14 protein-coding genes are annotated in these 13,479 nt (G+C 68.4%); 11 read left to right on the forward strand and 3 right to left on the reverse strand.

Features of this window, described 5'->3' with window-relative positions; genetic code table 11:
• Positions 1–25: 25 nt before the first annotated feature.
• Together manD and HR9077_RS19520 are read right to left on the reverse strand one after the other, a co-directional pair.
• Positions 26–1,237, reverse strand: a complete 1,212-nt coding sequence (gene manD / locus HR9077_RS19515; protein WP_136068969.1) for a D-mannonate dehydratase ManD — start codon at positions 1,235–1,237, stop codon at positions 26–28.
• Positions 1,234–1,977: a GntR family transcriptional regulator gene (locus tag HR9077_RS19520; protein ID WP_136068970.1), complete on the reverse strand. Its 744-nt coding sequence runs from the start codon at positions 1,975–1,977 to the stop codon at positions 1,234–1,236. The genes manD and HR9077_RS19520 overlap by 4 nt, the downstream gene beginning before the upstream one ends.
• A gap of 205 nt (positions 1,978–2,182) precedes the next feature.
• On the opposite strand from HR9077_RS19520, the gene HR9077_RS19525 reads away from it, so the two are divergent.
• The 10 genes from HR9077_RS19525 (at position 2,183) to HR9077_RS19570 (ending at position 9,951) form a co-directional block, all read left to right on the forward strand.
• Positions 2,183–3,067 carry a 5'-nucleotidase, lipoprotein e(P4) family gene (locus tag HR9077_RS19525; RefSeq protein ID WP_136068971.1) on the forward strand — a complete coding sequence of 295 codons (885 nt, stop codon included), beginning with the start codon at positions 2,183–2,185 and terminating at the stop codon, positions 3,065–3,067.
• Positions 3,068–3,159: 92 nt separating this feature from the next.
• Positions 3,160–3,834, forward strand: a complete 675-nt coding sequence (gene radC, locus HR9077_RS19530; protein WP_136068972.1) for a RadC family protein — start codon at positions 3,160–3,162, stop codon at positions 3,832–3,834.
• A 216-nt stretch (positions 3,835–4,050) separates the two neighbouring features.
• Positions 4,051–4,287, forward strand: a complete 237-nt coding sequence (rpmB, locus tag HR9077_RS19535; protein WP_031384644.1) for a 50S ribosomal protein L28 — start codon at positions 4,051–4,053, stop codon at positions 4,285–4,287.
• A gap of 14 nt (positions 4,288–4,301) precedes the next feature.
• Positions 4,302–4,457, forward strand: coding sequence for a 50S ribosomal protein L33 (gene rpmG, locus HR9077_RS19540; protein ID WP_031384643.1), 156 nt, complete (start codon positions 4,302–4,304; stop codon positions 4,455–4,457).
• A gap of 132 nt (positions 4,458–4,589) precedes the next feature.
• Positions 4,590–5,420 carry a bifunctional DNA-formamidopyrimidine glycosylase/DNA-(apurinic or apyrimidinic site) lyase gene (gene mutM, locus HR9077_RS19545; protein ID WP_136068973.1) on the forward strand — a complete coding sequence of 277 codons (831 nt, stop codon included), beginning with the start codon at positions 4,590–4,592 and terminating at the stop codon, positions 5,418–5,420.
• Positions 5,421–5,500: 80 nt separating this feature from the next.
• Positions 5,501–6,691 (forward strand): class I SAM-dependent rRNA methyltransferase, encoded by a 1,191-nt coding sequence (locus HR9077_RS19550; protein WP_136068974.1) that lies wholly within the window; start codon positions 5,501–5,503, stop codon positions 6,689–6,691.
• 11 nt (positions 6,692–6,702) lie between these two features.
• Positions 6,703–7,026 carry a putative signal transducing protein gene (locus tag HR9077_RS19555; protein ID WP_136068975.1) on the forward strand — a complete coding sequence of 108 codons (324 nt, stop codon included), beginning with the start codon at positions 6,703–6,705 and terminating at the stop codon, positions 7,024–7,026.
• Positions 7,027–7,080: 54 nt separating this feature from the next.
• Entirely contained in the window at positions 7,081–7,515 is a 435-nt protein-coding gene (locus HR9077_RS19560) for an acyl-CoA thioesterase (protein WP_136068976.1), read from the forward strand.
• Between the two features lie 163 nt (positions 7,516–7,678).
• On the forward strand, positions 7,679–8,794 hold the full coding sequence (gene ald / locus HR9077_RS19565; RefSeq protein ID WP_136068977.1) for an alanine dehydrogenase: 1,116 nt from the start codon (positions 7,679–7,681) through the stop codon (positions 8,792–8,794).
• Positions 8,795–8,937: 143 nt separating this feature from the next.
• Positions 8,938–9,951: a tryptophan--tRNA ligase gene (locus HR9077_RS19570; protein ID WP_136068978.1), complete on the forward strand. Its 1,014-nt coding sequence runs from the start codon at positions 8,938–8,940 to the stop codon at positions 9,949–9,951.
• A gap of 65 nt (positions 9,952–10,016) precedes the next feature.
• On the opposite strand, the gene HR9077_RS19575 is transcribed toward HR9077_RS19570, so the two are convergent.
• On the reverse strand, positions 10,017–12,038 hold the full coding sequence (locus tag HR9077_RS19575; RefSeq protein ID WP_136068979.1) for a S9 family peptidase: 2,022 nt from the start codon (positions 12,036–12,038) through the stop codon (positions 10,017–10,019).
• Positions 12,039–12,231: 193 nt separating this feature from the next.
• Between HR9077_RS19575 and HR9077_RS19580 the strand changes: the two genes are divergently transcribed.
• Complete coding sequence (locus tag HR9077_RS19580) at positions 12,232–13,434, forward strand: YeeE/YedE family protein (RefSeq protein ID WP_136068980.1); 1,203 nt, start codon at positions 12,232–12,234, stop codon at positions 13,432–13,434.
• Positions 13,435–13,479 lie beyond the last annotated feature (45 nt).

Consider the following 13,479-nt stretch of genomic DNA (forward strand, 5'->3'; position numbering starts at 1 on the left):
CGATGGGTCGAATTGCCGGCGGTGCTCACCAGTGCCAGAGCGTGCCGTCCTCGAGCCGATTGACCGGCAGGCTGGCCGGCTTGTAGGGATACCTGGCCGCCAGTTCCTCGTCGATGTCGACGCCGTGCCCTGGGGTCTCGCCGACCAGGAAGTGCCCCTCCTCGAAACGGTAGTCGTGGGGGAACACCTCGTCGGTGAGCGCCTCGTGGGGCATGTGCTCCTGAATGCCGAAGTTGGGCACCCAGGTGTCGAAGTGGATCGCCGCGCCCAGGCAGACCGGCGACAGGTCGGTGGGGCCGTGGAAGCCGGTGCGCACGTGGTAGAGCGCGGCCAGGTCGGCGACGCGGCGCAGTGCCGTGATGCCGCCGCCGTGGGTCAGCGGCATGCGGATATAGTCGATCCACTGATTCTGGAGCATCTCGCGGCAGTCGTGGATCGAGTTGAAGACCTCGCCGATCGCCAGCGGGGTGGTGGTGTGCTGGCGGATCAGCCTGAGCCCTTCCTGGTTCTCCGCCGGCACGCAGTCCTCCAGCCAGAACAGGTGGTAGGGCTCGACCGCCTTGCCCAGCCGCGCGGCCTCGATCGGCGTCAGCCGATGGTGCACGTCGTGCAGCACGTGCAGGTCGTCGCCGAAACGCTCGCGCACCGCGGCGAACAGCTTGGGCACGTGATTGAGGTATTTCTCGGTACTCCAGACGTGCTCCGCGGGCAGCTCCGAGTCGGCGGGCTCGTAGCGTTCGCCCTCGCGCTTGGCGACCCCGTAGATGGTCGGAATGCCGGGGATGCCCGCCTGGACGCGTACCGCCCGATAGCCGAGCCTGACGTGTTTCTCGACCTCCTCCAGGCAGCCGTCGATATCGCGCCCGGTGCAATGCGCGTAAGTCATCACGCGCTCGCGACTCCTGCCGCCGAGCAGCTGGTAGAGCGGCATGCCGGCGGCCTTGGCCTTGATATCCCACAGGGCCATGTCGACGGCGGCGATCGCCGACATGGTCACCGGGCCGCGCCGCCAGTACGCACCGCGGTACAGATACTGCCAGGTGTCCTCGATGCGGCTGGCGTCGCGGCCGATCAGCGTCGGGATCACGTGCGAATCGAGATACGCCGCCACTGCCTGCTCGCGGCCGTTGAGCGTCGCGTCGCCGATGCCGTAGGTGCCGTCGTCGGTGACGATCTTGAGGGTCACGAAGTTGCGACCGGGGCTGGTGACGATGGTGTAGGCGTCGCGAATCTTCATGCCGTAACTCCTTGGGCGGCGGAAAGGGTGGGGCGGGTGCTGGCGATGTCGAACAGCTCGGGGAAGCGCGCGATGAGGTCGGGTAGCGAGCGCAGGATCTCGCGCAGGTGCGCCTTGACGGCGCGTTCGGCGGCGTCGGCATCGCCGGCGGCGACACCGGCGAGGATCGCGCCGTGCTGGTCGATCAGTTTGGCTATCGGTGTAGTGTCCGGCACGCTCAGGTAGCGCACCCTGTCCAACTGGGCCTTGACCTCCTGGGTGACCCGCCAGGCGGCGTCATGACCGGCGCCCAGCGCCAGCGTGCGGTGGAAGTCCTCGTCGAGGCGGTAGAAGCGGTCGTGAGCGTCGCTGTCGATGCAGCGCTTCTGACGGGCGATCAGGTCATGCAGCTCGTCGAGCACGCTGGCGTCCAGGCCCTGTTCGGCCGCCGAGCGGGCGACCGCCACCTCGAGTGCCTCGCGCACGAAGCGCGCTTCCATGACCGCCGCGTGTGAGATCGGCACCACATAGGTGCCGCGCTGGGGACGAACCTCCACCAGCCCGGCCTCGGATAACCGGATGAAGGCTTCGCGTACCGGCTGGCGGCTGACCGTGAAGGTATCGGCGATCTCCTTTTCGGAGAGTGCCTGGCCGGGCGCCAGCGTCATGCGGATGATCGATTGGCGCAGCACCTCGTGCAGGCGTTGGCGAACGTTGCCTTCCGGCTGTTCGTCCCACAGGGCGAGTAGCGACGGCGTCATGGTGCAGGCCTTCTCCAGCTGTCTTGTATAACTAGTATGGTAGTTGGGTTGGGCGGTGATGCGATGCAACTTTGGTCGAGGATGACGCGTCCCCGGGGCATGGCGCGAGCGTGCATGCACGTTCGCTGATAAACTGATTGGATGCGGGCTGCGGGCTGCGGGCTGCGCGTCTCGATCGATACCAACGCCAACCACGGGTAAATCCATGACCCTGCCTCTTCTTCGTCACGATTCGTCTCGCCCTTCGCGCTCCCGGCAACTGGCCGGCCTGGCCCTGGCGGGCTTGCTGCTCGGCGGTTGCGCCGCCCCGTCGCCCGATCATGGTTCCGACGCGGCATATACCCTCAGCGACCTCAACGAACAGCTGGTGCTGGCGACCGTCTGGATGCAGAGCTCGGCGGAATATCGGGCCCTGAGTCACCAGGCCTTCAACGTCGCCCGGGACCGGCTCGACGAGGCCCTGACGCACCGGGCCGGCGGCGACCGGCCGTTGGCGGTGGTGGTCGACGCCGACGAGACGGTGATCGACAACACCGCCTTCGAGGCTTACCTGGTGGATCGTGACGCCGCCTACTCGAGCGAGCTCTGGCACCGCTGGATGGAGGACCGCGAGGCCACGGCACTGCCGGGCGCGGTGGGCTTTCTCGACTATGCGGTGTCCCGGGGGGTGGATGTCTACTACATCACCAACCGCGACGCCGATGCGCTCGAGGCGACCCGCGACAACATGGCCGCGCTCGGCTTTCCGCAAGTCGAGGGCGACCACCTGATGCTGCGGACCGACACCTCGGACAAGCAGCCGCGACGCGATCGGGTGCTCGCCGAACACGAGGTGGCGCTGTACATGGGCGACAATCTGGCCGACTTCGCCAGTGTCTACGACAGCGACGAGCCGGCCGCGCGCCGGGCGCGGGTGGCCGAGCACAGCGAGCAGTTCGGCCGGCGTTTCGTGATGCTGCCCAATCCCACCTATGGCGCCTGGGAAGGGGCGGTCTACGGTGGCGACTGGGGCGCGTCCCCGGCAGAGAAGAGCGCCGCGCGCAAGGCCGCACTGCGGCCCTGGCAACCGGACACGGCGCCGACGCCCTGAGGCGAGCGCCTCGTCCGGCGCCCGGTTGCCGCTTGCCTGGGGCGCGCCGTGATTGGTGGCGCGCCCGTCACGCATTCAACCGCAGGTGACGCATGGCGATCCGACACTGGCCGGAGGGTGAACGGCCCCGCGAAAAACTCATGAGTCTCGGCTCGCAGGCGCTCAGCGACGCCGAGCTGCTGGCGATATTCCTGCGCGTGGGGGTCAAGGGGCGCTCGGCGGTGGACCTGGCGCGCGACCTGCTCGGTGCCTTCGGTGGCCTGCGGCCGCTGCTCGAGGCCGACCGTGAGCGCTTCTGCGCCGAGCACGGCCTGGGCGAGGCCAAGTATGTACAGCTGCAGGCGGTGCTCGAGCTGTCGCGGCGCCATCTGGCCAGCCAGCTCGAGCGCGGCGGGGCGCTGACCTCGCCGACGCTGGTCCGGGCCTACCTGGCGTCGCAGATGCGCCACCTGGCCCACGAGGAGTTCGCCGCGCTGTTCCTCGATACCCAGCACCGGGTGATCCGCTTCGAGTCGCTGTTCCGCGGCACGCTGGACAGCGCCTCGGTCTACCCGCGCGAGGTGGCCAAGCGGGCGCTCGAGCTGGGGGCCGGGGCGCTGATCTTCGCCCACAATCATCCCTCGGGCGTCGCCGAGCCCAGCGACGCCGACCGGCGCATCACCGAGCGCCTGAAACAGGCGCTGGAGCTGTTCGAGATCCGCGTGCTCGACCACTTCGTGGTCGGCGACGGCGAGGTGGTGTCGTTCGCCGAGCGCGGCTGGCTGTAAGAAAAACCATGGGCGGCGACGGCAAAAAACGCTAGAATCACCGCGTTTCGGGGCAATCGGGCGTTCTGCGCTTGCCGAGACGCCGGGGCTCTGGTATAACGTACGCCCTTTGACTTCCTTGGGTTAATTAAGGGGCGGAAGGCGGTTACCTGCCATTCTCTCTTCCCGGTTTGCCCGACAGGTTTTGAACAACTCGCCCAGCGGTTGGAGGCTCCAATGTCCAAAGTATGTCAGGTTACCGGCAAGCGTCCGGTGACTGGTAACAACGTATCGCACTCCCAGCGCAAGACGCGTCGCCGTTTCGTGCCCAATCTTCACACCCACCGCTTCTGGGTGGAAGCCGAGAAGCGCTTCGTCAAGCTGCGCGTCTCCTCCAAGGGTATGCGGATCATCGACAAGAAAGGCATCGATACGGTGCTTTCCGAAATTCGCAAGCGCGGTGAGCGCATTTAACGGGAGTTGCAGTCATGCGTGACAAGATCAAGTTGGTGTCCAGCGCCGGAACCGGCCATTTCTACACCACCGCCAAGAACAAGCGCAACACGCCGGACAAGCTTGAATTCAAGAAGTACGATCCGGTCGTTCGCAAGCACGTGATGTACAAGGAAGCCAAGATCAAGTAAGCCTTGATGCTTCCGCCGCAGGCGTGGCGCCTGCCAGAAAAGACCCGGCCTCCTGCGCCGGGTCTTTTCGTATCCGGTTCGCCCAGCCAGTCACGGACGGTCAGTCACGGACTGTAAGTCACGGAGCCCAGCATGCCCGAGTTGCCCGAAGTCGAGACCACCCGCCGCGGCATCGCCCCTTACGTCGAGGGTCGCGAGATCAGCGAGGTGATCGTTCGCGAACGCCGCCTGCGCACCCCGGTGCCGGCCGATTTCGAACAGGCGCTGGTCGGGCGGCGCATCGGTGAGCTGGGGCGCCGGGCCAAGTACCTGACGATCCCCCTGCGCGATCCGTCGTCGGACCGGTGCGCGCTGCTCTGGCACCTGGGCATGTCGGGCAGCCTGCGCATCGCCCGCCTCGGCGACCTGCCGAAGAAGCACGACCACGTCGACGTGGTGCTCGACGATGGCGCGATCCTGCGCTATCACGACCCGCGCCGCTTCGGCTTCGTCGACTGGCTGCAGGGCGACGTGCGCAACGATCCGCGGCTGGCCAGGCTCGGCCCCGAGCCGCTGTCGCCGGACTTCGACGGCGAGCGGCTCTATCGGCTTTCGCGCGGTCGCCGGCTGGCGGTCAAGCCGTTTCTGATGGACAACGCCGTGGTCGTCGGCGTCGGCAACATCTACGCCGCGGAGGCGCTGTTCCTCGCCGGCATCGATCCGCGCCGCGCGGCCGGGCGCGTCTCCCGTGAGCGCTACGAGCGCCTCGCCGCCGCCGCCCGTGACGTGCTCGCCGCGGCCATCACCCAGGGGGGCACCACGCTACGCGACTTCGTCAGCGGCACCGGCGAGCCCGGCTACTTTTCCCAGCGGCTCAACGTCTACGGCCGCGCCGGCCAGGCCTGCCGGCGCTGCGGCGGCGAGCTGCGCCTGATCACCCTGGGGCAGCGGGCGAGTGTCTTCTGCCCGCGCTGTCAGACATAGCGTTCACGCCGCGGGCTTTCCCCCGGAGCGTGCGAGCGCGTTAAAATGCCTTCATCGTGATGACCTGAACCGGAGTTCCCGTGACCGAACGCCTGCGCCTCAAGAAGAACGCCGATCGCCGCCTCAAGGCCGGTCATCTGTGGCTGTACTCCAATGAAATCGATACCCAGGAAACGCCCCTGAAGGGTGTCGAGCCCGGGGCCCAGGCCGTCATCGAGGCGGCCAACGGCAAGCCGATGGGCATCGCCTACGTCAATCCCAATTCGCTGATCTGCGCGCGGGTGGTCTCCCGCGACGTCAATGTGCGTCTCGACCGTTCGCTGCTGGTGCACCGCTTCAACCAGGCCCTGGCGCTGCGCGAGCGGCTGTTCGACAAGCCCTTCTACCGGCTGGTGTTCGGCGAGGGCGATCTGCTGCCGGGGCTGATCATCGATCGCTTCGGCGACGTGCTGGTGGTGCAGCTCAACACGCTGGGCATGGAGCGTCTCGGCGACGAGGTCGTCGCCGCGCTCGACAAGGTGCTCAAACCGCGCGCCATCGTGTTCAAGAACGACTCGTCGGGGCGCCGCCAGGAGCAGCTCGCCAGCCATGTCGAGGTGGTCCACGGCGAACTGCCCGAACAGGTGCTGCTGGAAGAGAACGGCGTGCGCTTCGCCGCACCGGTGGTGGAGGGGCAGAAGACCGGCTGGTTCTACGATCACCGTGCCAACCGCGCCTGGCTCAACGGCCTGGTGGCCGGCAAGCGGGTGCTCGACCTGTACAGCTACGTGGGCGGCTGGGGCGTGCAGGCCGCCGCCCACGGCGCCGCCGAGGTGCTGTGTGTCGATCGCAGCGGCGAGGCGCTCGAACGGGTCGCCGAGAACGCCGCGCTCAACGGGGTGGGCGACCGGGTGGCGATCGGCGAGGCGGACATCTTCGAGGCGCTGGCGTCGCTCAAGGCCGACGGCGAGCAGTTCGACGTGGTGATCCTCGACCCGCCGGCGTTCATCAAGAAGCGCAAGGACATCCCCAACGGCGAGCGCGCCTATGCGCGGCTCAACCGCGAGGCGATGCGCCTGCTGGGCCGCGACGGGCTGCTGATGAGCGCCTCGTGCTCGATGCACCTGACGCCGGATCGCCTGGTGGAGTGCGTGCGCGGCGCGGTGCGCCATCAGGACCGCCACGGGCAACTGATCTACCAGGGTGGCCAGGGGGCGGATCACCCGGTGCACCCCTCGATCCCCGAGACGTCCTACCTCAAGGCGCTCGGGGTCCGGGTGTTCCGCGACTGAACGGGGGCGCGATGGCCCGGGTACGGCTCTATCAGCATGCCAACCTGCTCGTGGTGGCCCATGTCCGCAACCTGCTGGAGAGCGCCGGCATCGCCTGCGAGCTGCGCAACACCACGCTCGGCGGGGGCGCCGGCGAGCTGCCGCCGGGCGATTGCGAACCGGCGGTCTGGGTGGAAAGGCGCCAGCTGGCGGGTGCACAGGCACTACTGGACGAGGCGCTGACCGAGCCTGCCCGGCCCCGGCAGGTCTGGGCCTGCCCGCGGTGCGGTGAGTGCCTCGACGGCGTGTTCGATGCCTGCTGGCAGTGCGGCACGGCGCGTCCGGACCGAGTCTAACCGTTCGGCCGGGCCCGTCGCCCTGACGAGAGAACCGCATGACAGGAGCCCATGATGAGCTGGGATCTGCCATCGCCCTTCGCGATCGACATCGAGGAGGGCGCCATCGATGCCTACGGGCATGTCAACAACGCCGAGTATCTGCGCTGGATCGAGCGCATCAGCTGGTCGCATTCGCAGCATCTCGGCCTGGATATCCACGACTATCGCCGCCACGACCGGGCGATGGCGGTCCACCGCCACGAGCTGGATTACCTGGCGCCGGCGCGTGCCGGCGACTCGCTCGAGCTGGCCACCTGGATCGTTGCCTGCGATGGCCGCCTGACCCTGACCCGCCGCTTCCAGCTGGTACGCGTCAGCGACGCCACGACGCTGCTGCGTGCCCGCACGCGCTTTGCCTGCATCGAGCTTTCGAGCGGCCGCGCGCGGCGCATGCCGCTGGACTATCGCGACATCTATGGACGGGCGCTTGTCGAGGAGCCCGCCTGAGCCACGCCCGAAAGCTTGCTGTCTGCGCAATCTGGACAGCAAATATTTCTGCACGAAAACCTGGCTACGAGATAAATCTTCGTTTTCATTCGGCTTTCTATCGCGGCTACTGCGCTGTGCTGTACTAATGGCACAGAAATCGCTATCCGCAGGAGTGAGAGCCATGAAGATCGCCGTGCCCAAGGAAATCAAGAACCATGAGTACCGCATCGCCCTGACCCCCACCGGGGTGCGCGAGCTGGTCGAGCGCGGCCACCGGGTCACCGTACAGCGCCGTGCCGGCGAGGGTTCGGGCTTCGCCGATAGCGCCTACGAGGCGGCGGGCGCAACCCTCGAGGACGACATCGAGGCGCTGTGGCGGAATGCCGAGCTGATCGTCAAGGTCAAGGAGCCCCAGCCCGAGGAGGTCGCCCGGCTCGGCTCGGGACAGACGCTGTTCACCTACCTGCACCTGGCCGCCGAGGAAAAGCTCACCCGCGACCTGATGGCCAGCGGCGCCACCTGCATAGCCTACGAGACCATTACCGCGCCCCAGGGCGGCCTGCCGTTGCTGGCACCGATGAGCACCGTGGCCGGGCGCATGGCCGTTCAGGCCGGGGCGCACAGCCTGGAGAAGGCCCAGGGCGGCTCGGGCGTGCTGCTGCCGGGGGTGCCCGGGGTGGCGCCGGCGCGGGTGACGGTGATCGGCGGCGGGGTGGTCGGCGAGAACGCCGCGCGCATGGCGCTCGGCCTGGGCGCGGAAGTCATCGTGCTCGACAAGTCCATTCCGCGCCTGGAGACCCTGGATGATCGCTATCAGGGCCGGCTGCATACCGTCTACTCCACGGCCGATGCGCTCGAGGAGGCCGTGCGCGAGTCCGACCTGATCATCGGCGCGGTACTGGTCCCCGGTGCCGCGGCCCCCAAGCTGATCACGCGCGCCATGCTTGCCGACATGAAGCCCGGCAGTGTGCTGGTCGACGTGGCGATCGACCAGGGCGGCTGCTTCGAGACCAGCAAGGCGACCACCCACGCCGAACCCACCTACGTGGTCGACGGTGTGGTGCACTACTGCGTGGCCAACATGCCCGGCGCCGTGGCGCGCACCTCGACCCAGGCGCTGACCAACGCCACCATGCCGTTCGTCGCCGCGCTGGCCGACAAGGGCTGGCAACGGGCGCTGGCCGAGGACCGGCACTTCCTGGCCGGGCTCAACGTCCACGACGGCCAGGTGACCCACCCGGCGGTGGCCAGCGCCTTCGGCCTGGATGGCGTCGACCCGGCCAGCCTGACCGGCTGAGAGGGCTCGACCGCCAGCCCGGTACCTGCCGGGCTGGCGGTGGCAGATGGGATGGGGGCCGGAAAGTCGGGTGCGGTCGCTTTGCAAAGCCTCGGCGCGTTACACTGGCGCCTTTGCCATCGCTCGCAGACACCTTTATCGCCATGCACAAGACCCGCGTTCTAACCGGTATCACCACTACCGGCACGCCGCATCTCGGCAACTATGTCGGTGCCATCAAGCCGGCCATCGCCGAGAGCCAGGATCCCAGCGTCCAGTCCTATTACTTCCTCGCCGACCTGCACGCGCTGATCAAGTGCCAGGACCCCAAGCGGGTGGAGGAGTCGCGTCTCGAGATCGCCGCGACCTGGCTGGCGCTGGGCCTGGATACCGACAACGCGATCTTCTATCGCCAGTCGGACATCCCCGAGATTCCCGAGCTGACCTGGATGCTCTCCTGCGTGTGCGCCAAGGGGCTGATGAACCGGGCGCACGCCTACAAGGCGGCGGTCGCCGACAACGAGGCGGCGGGCAACCCCGACCCCGACAAGGGCGTGACCATGGGGCTGTTCGGCTACCCGGTGCTGATGGCCGCGGACATCCTGATGTTCAATGCCAACAAGGTGCCGGTGGGTCGCGATCAGATCCAGCACATCGAGATGGCCCGCGACATCGCCGGGCGCTTCAACCATCTCTACAAGGGCCAGTACTTCAGCCTGCCCGAGGCGGCGGTCGACGAGAAGGTCGAGGTGCTGGGCGGGCTCGACGGGCGCAAGATGTCCAAGAGCTACAACAACACCATTCCGCTGTTCGTCTCCGAGAAGAAGCTCTTGAAGCTGGTGCGCAAGATCAAGACCAACTCGCTGGAGCCGGGCGAGCCCAAGGATCCCGACGGCTGCACGCTGTTCCAGATCTACTCGGCCTTCGCCAGCGCCGAGGAGACCCAGGCGATGCGCCGGCGTTACGCCGAGGGCATCGGCTGGGGCGAGGCCAAGGATGAGCTGTTCGAGCACCTCGACGCCCACCTGCGCGCGCCCCGCGAGCGCTATCAGGCCTTGATGGAGGACCCTGGCCACATCGAGGACGTGCTGGCCAAGGGCGCCGAGCGAGCCCGCGCCGAGGCCGCGCCGCTGATGGACAAGCTGCGTCACGCGGTGGGGCTGGGCCGCTTCATCTGAGCGGCGTTTCCCAGGCTTCCTCCGCCGCCCGGCCCTGGCCGGGCGGCGTCGTTTTCGGCCGCCGTTCAGGGCTCGTCGCGGTGCCCGAGGGCGTCGGCGAGTTTCGGGGCGAACTCGGCCCCTTGCGGGACCTCGATCGAGGAGGACGTCAGGGCGTCGCCGATCGGCTCGGCGCGCCCGCCCAGGCAGCGCTGCAGGAAGGCCTCGACCACGGCATTGAAGGCGATGGCGTTGACCGGCCAGGCGAAGCCGTGCCCCTCGTCGGGGAACAGCACGTAGGTGACCGGGATGCCGTTGGCCTCCATCGCCGCGACGATCTGGTCGCTCTCCGCCTGTCTGACCCGCGGGTCGTTGGCGCCCTGGCCGATCAGCAGCGGCCGCTGGATGGCGTCGGCGCGGGTCAGCGGCGAGCGGGCCTCGAGCCAGGCGCGACCGGCCTCGGTATCGGGGTCGGCCATGCGCCGGTAGAGCTGGCGCTTGCCCGCTTCCCAGTAGGCCGGCATGCTCTCCAGCAGGGTCTGCAGGTTGGAGGGGCCGACGATGTCCACGCCGCAGGCGAAGCGCTCGGGGGTGAATGTCAGGCCCACCAGCGCGGCGTAGCCGCCGTAGGAGCCGCCCATGATGGCGACGCGCTCGGGATCGGCGACGCCGGCGTCGACTGCCCAGTCGACGGCATCGAGCAGGTCGTCGTGCATCGCCGCCGCCCATTCGCCGTCGCCGGCGGCGATGAACGCCTTGCCGAAGCCGGTCGAGCCGCGATAGTTGACCGAGAGCACGGCGTAGCCGCGATTGGCCAGCCAGTGGTGGAAGGTTGCGCTGCCGTAGCTGTCGCGGGCCCAGGGGCCGCCGTGCACCAGCAGCACCATGGGCAGCGGTGCTGCCGGCTTGCTGAAGTCATCGGCATCGCTGCCGCGCGGCAGGGTGAGATAGGAGACCAGCGTCCTGCCGTCGCGGGCGGTGATCTCCAGTGGCGTCATGCCGGCGAGTTCGGTGCCCTCGAGCTCCGGGCGGCCGACGTAGAGGCGGGTCAGCCGTCGCGCATCGCGATCGAAGAGCCAGGCGGCGGGCGGGGCGGTGACCGGGTCGTTGGTTACCGTCCACAAGCGATCGTCGTCGGTGCGCGAGGTGATGTCGATATCGCCCTTGAGTTCGTCCTCGAGGAAGGCCAGGTCGCCGGCAATGCCCTCGTCGAGGGCGTGCCATTCGTTGCGCAGATAGTCTACCGCCCAGGCCTGGACCTCGCCGGTGCGCGGGTCGCGCAGCAGGTCGGTGATGTCGGCCTTGGGCGCGTGGGCGAGCAGGCGCGTCTCGCCGCTGTTCCAGTCCTGGGCGGTCAGCGCCGCGGTATCGCGGTTCCGGCCATCGATCCAGTAGAGGGTCTCGCCGTCGCGGGTGAAGCCCACCGGGCCGGTGTTGGCGCTGTCCTCGAAGGCGATGTCGGCGAAGGGCGTGGTCTCGATGCTTCCTTCGGCGACGCGATGATAGCTCAGACCGCCGTCCTCGCGGGGCTTGATCGCCAGGCGCAGCGCCAGGCGTTCGTCGGCGAGAAACCCCGCGTAGCCATCGTTTTCCAGCACCGGCTCGAGATCGCCGCTCGCCAGGTCGAGGGCGTAGACATCGTGCCAGCGCGGGTCGCGGCGGTTGAGGCCGATCAGGATCCGCCCGGTCACTTCGCGACTGATGGCGATGACCTGGACCTGGATACCCTCGAAGGGCGTCAGCAGGCGTTCCTGCCCGCCGTCGATCGCCACGCCGAACAGCCGGAAGTTCTCGTCGCCGCCGGTGTCGTTGACGTAGAGCAACGCCCGGCTGTCCGGCGACCAGAAATAACGCAGGATCGGCCGCGTGCGCTCATCGGTCAGGGGCCGGCCGCGATCCGGGGCTTCGATCGGGGCGACCCACAGATTGAGCACGCCCTCGCGCGGGGCGATCCAGGCGAGCCAGCGGCCATCCGGACTCAGCCGGCCCTGGATCCGGCTGGGGTTGCCGAACAGTCGCTCGCGCGGGATCAGCGGCGGCGCCGCACCGCCGGCATCGCCGCCGACGGGGCTTGTGGCCAGAGGGGGTGATTTCGGCGTCCGGGACATGGCGTGAGACTCTCCTTGTGCAGGTGACCGTAAACGGAGCGGCCGAGTCAGCCTATCACGCATCGTGGTCGGGGCAGCGACCAGGCTTATTCCTTGAAGCTATCAATAAAATTTCCTTTATGCATTTCACACGCTTCAGAACGGAAGCTAGGCTCTTAACTATTCGAATCGAACGTTTTCGACGGAGGCTTGGATGACACGGACGCACACAGCGGCGCGCCGGTTGGCGCCGACCACCTGGATCCCCGGCCTGTTGCTGGCGATCGGCATCGTCGCGCTGGGGGTTGCCTTCGGCCCGCGCCTGGCGGCGCTGGCGCTGGTCGGCGGCGCCTTCGGCGCGGTGCTCTACCACGCCGCCTTCGGCTTCACCGGTGCCTGGCGGGTATTCATCCTCGAGCGCCGCGGGCGCGGTCTGCGTGCGCAGATGGTAATGCTGGCGCTGGCCGTGATGCTGTTCTTTCCGGTGCTGGGCGCCGGGTCGCTGTTCGGCACGCCGGTCGCCGGGTTCGTGGCGCCGGTGGGCGTCTCGGTGCTGGTCGGGGCCTTCCTGTTCGGGCTGGGCATGCAACTGGGCAGCGGTTGCGCCTCGGGCACGCTGTATACCGTCGGCGGCGGCAACGCGCGGATGCTGATCACCCTGGCGTTCTTCATCGTCGGCTCGCTGATCGGTACCGCGCACTTCAGCTGGTGGACCAGCCTGCCCGCCTTCCAGCCGGTGTCGCTGGTCGACGCGTTCGGTGCCGGCGGCGGCATCGCCGTCAGCGTGGCGCTGTTCGCGGCGATCGCCGCCTTCACGATAGGGGCGGAGCGCCGTCGCCATGGCCAGCTCGAGACGACGCCGGTGCATGACACGCAGCGCGGCTCGCGCTGGCTGCGCGGGCCCTGGCCGCTGCTGGCCGGGGCGGTGGGCCTGGCGCTGCTCAATTTCATCACCCTGGCGCTGGCCGGGCGGCCCTGGGGCATCACCTCGGCGTTCGCGCTGTGGGGCGCCAAGGGCTTCGAGGCGCTGGGCGGCGACGTCAGCCAGTGGGGCTACTGGCAGTTGCCCGGCAATGCCCAGGCGCTCGGGGCCAGCGTGTGGTCGGACATCACCACGGTGATGGACCTGGGCATCATCCTAGGGGCGATGATCGCCGCCTCGCTGGCCGGGCGCTTCGCACCGAACTGGCGCATTCCGCGGCGTTCGGCGGCCGCGGCGGTGGTCGGCGGGCTGTTGCTGGGCTATGGCGCGCGGCTGGCCTTCGGCTGCAACATCGGCGCCTACTTCGGCGGCATCGCTTCGGGCAGCCTGCACGGCTGGCTGTGGCTGGTCGCCGCCTTCGCCGGCAACATGCTGGGCGTGAAACTGCGCCCGTGGTTCTTCGCGCGTCCACGGCGGACCCTGGAAGGGCGCTGAACCCGCTCGCGACCGCCAGGTCCACTCATGCTCCCGCGCCCCGCC

Source organism: Modicisalibacter radicis, from assembly GCF_900961225.1.
In the GTDB taxonomy this organism is placed as follows: Bacteria; Pseudomonadota; Gammaproteobacteria; order Pseudomonadales; family Halomonadaceae; genus Modicisalibacter.

What these genes read in the sequence shown, in the direction of transcription:
- manD (WP_136068969.1), bottom strand. Translation starts at nt 1,237, where the DNA reads ATGAAGATTCGCGACGCCTACACCATCGTCACCAGCCCCGGTCGCAAC.
- HR9077_RS19520 (WP_136068970.1), bottom strand. Translation starts at nt 1,977, where the DNA reads ATGACGCCGTCGCTACTCGCCCTGTGGGACGAACAGCCGGAAGGCAAC.
- HR9077_RS19525 (WP_136068971.1), top strand. Translation starts at nt 2,183, where the DNA reads ATGACCCTGCCTCTTCTTCGTCACGATTCGTCTCGCCCTTCGCGCTCC.
- radC (WP_136068972.1), top strand. Translation starts at nt 3,160, where the DNA reads ATGGCGATCCGACACTGGCCGGAGGGTGAACGGCCCCGCGAAAAACTC.
- rpmB (WP_031384644.1), top strand. Translation starts at nt 4,051, where the DNA reads ATGTCCAAAGTATGTCAGGTTACCGGCAAGCGTCCGGTGACTGGTAAC.
- rpmG (WP_031384643.1), top strand. Translation starts at nt 4,302, where the DNA reads ATGCGTGACAAGATCAAGTTGGTGTCCAGCGCCGGAACCGGCCATTTC.
- mutM (WP_136068973.1), top strand. Translation starts at nt 4,590, where the DNA reads ATGCCCGAGTTGCCCGAAGTCGAGACCACCCGCCGCGGCATCGCCCCT.
- HR9077_RS19555 (WP_136068975.1), top strand. Translation starts at nt 6,703, where the DNA reads ATGGCCCGGGTACGGCTCTATCAGCATGCCAACCTGCTCGTGGTGGCC.
- HR9077_RS19560 (WP_136068976.1), top strand. Translation starts at nt 7,081, where the DNA reads ATGAGCTGGGATCTGCCATCGCCCTTCGCGATCGACATCGAGGAGGGC.
- ald (WP_136068977.1), top strand. Translation starts at nt 7,679, where the DNA reads ATGAAGATCGCCGTGCCCAAGGAAATCAAGAACCATGAGTACCGCATC.
- HR9077_RS19570 (WP_136068978.1), top strand. Translation starts at nt 8,938, where the DNA reads ATGCACAAGACCCGCGTTCTAACCGGTATCACCACTACCGGCACGCCG.
- HR9077_RS19575 (WP_136068979.1), bottom strand. Translation starts at nt 12,038, where the DNA reads ATGTCCCGGACGCCGAAATCACCCCCTCTGGCCACAAGCCCCGTCGGC.
- HR9077_RS19580 (WP_136068980.1), top strand. Translation starts at nt 12,232, where the DNA reads ATGACACGGACGCACACAGCGGCGCGCCGGTTGGCGCCGACCACCTGG.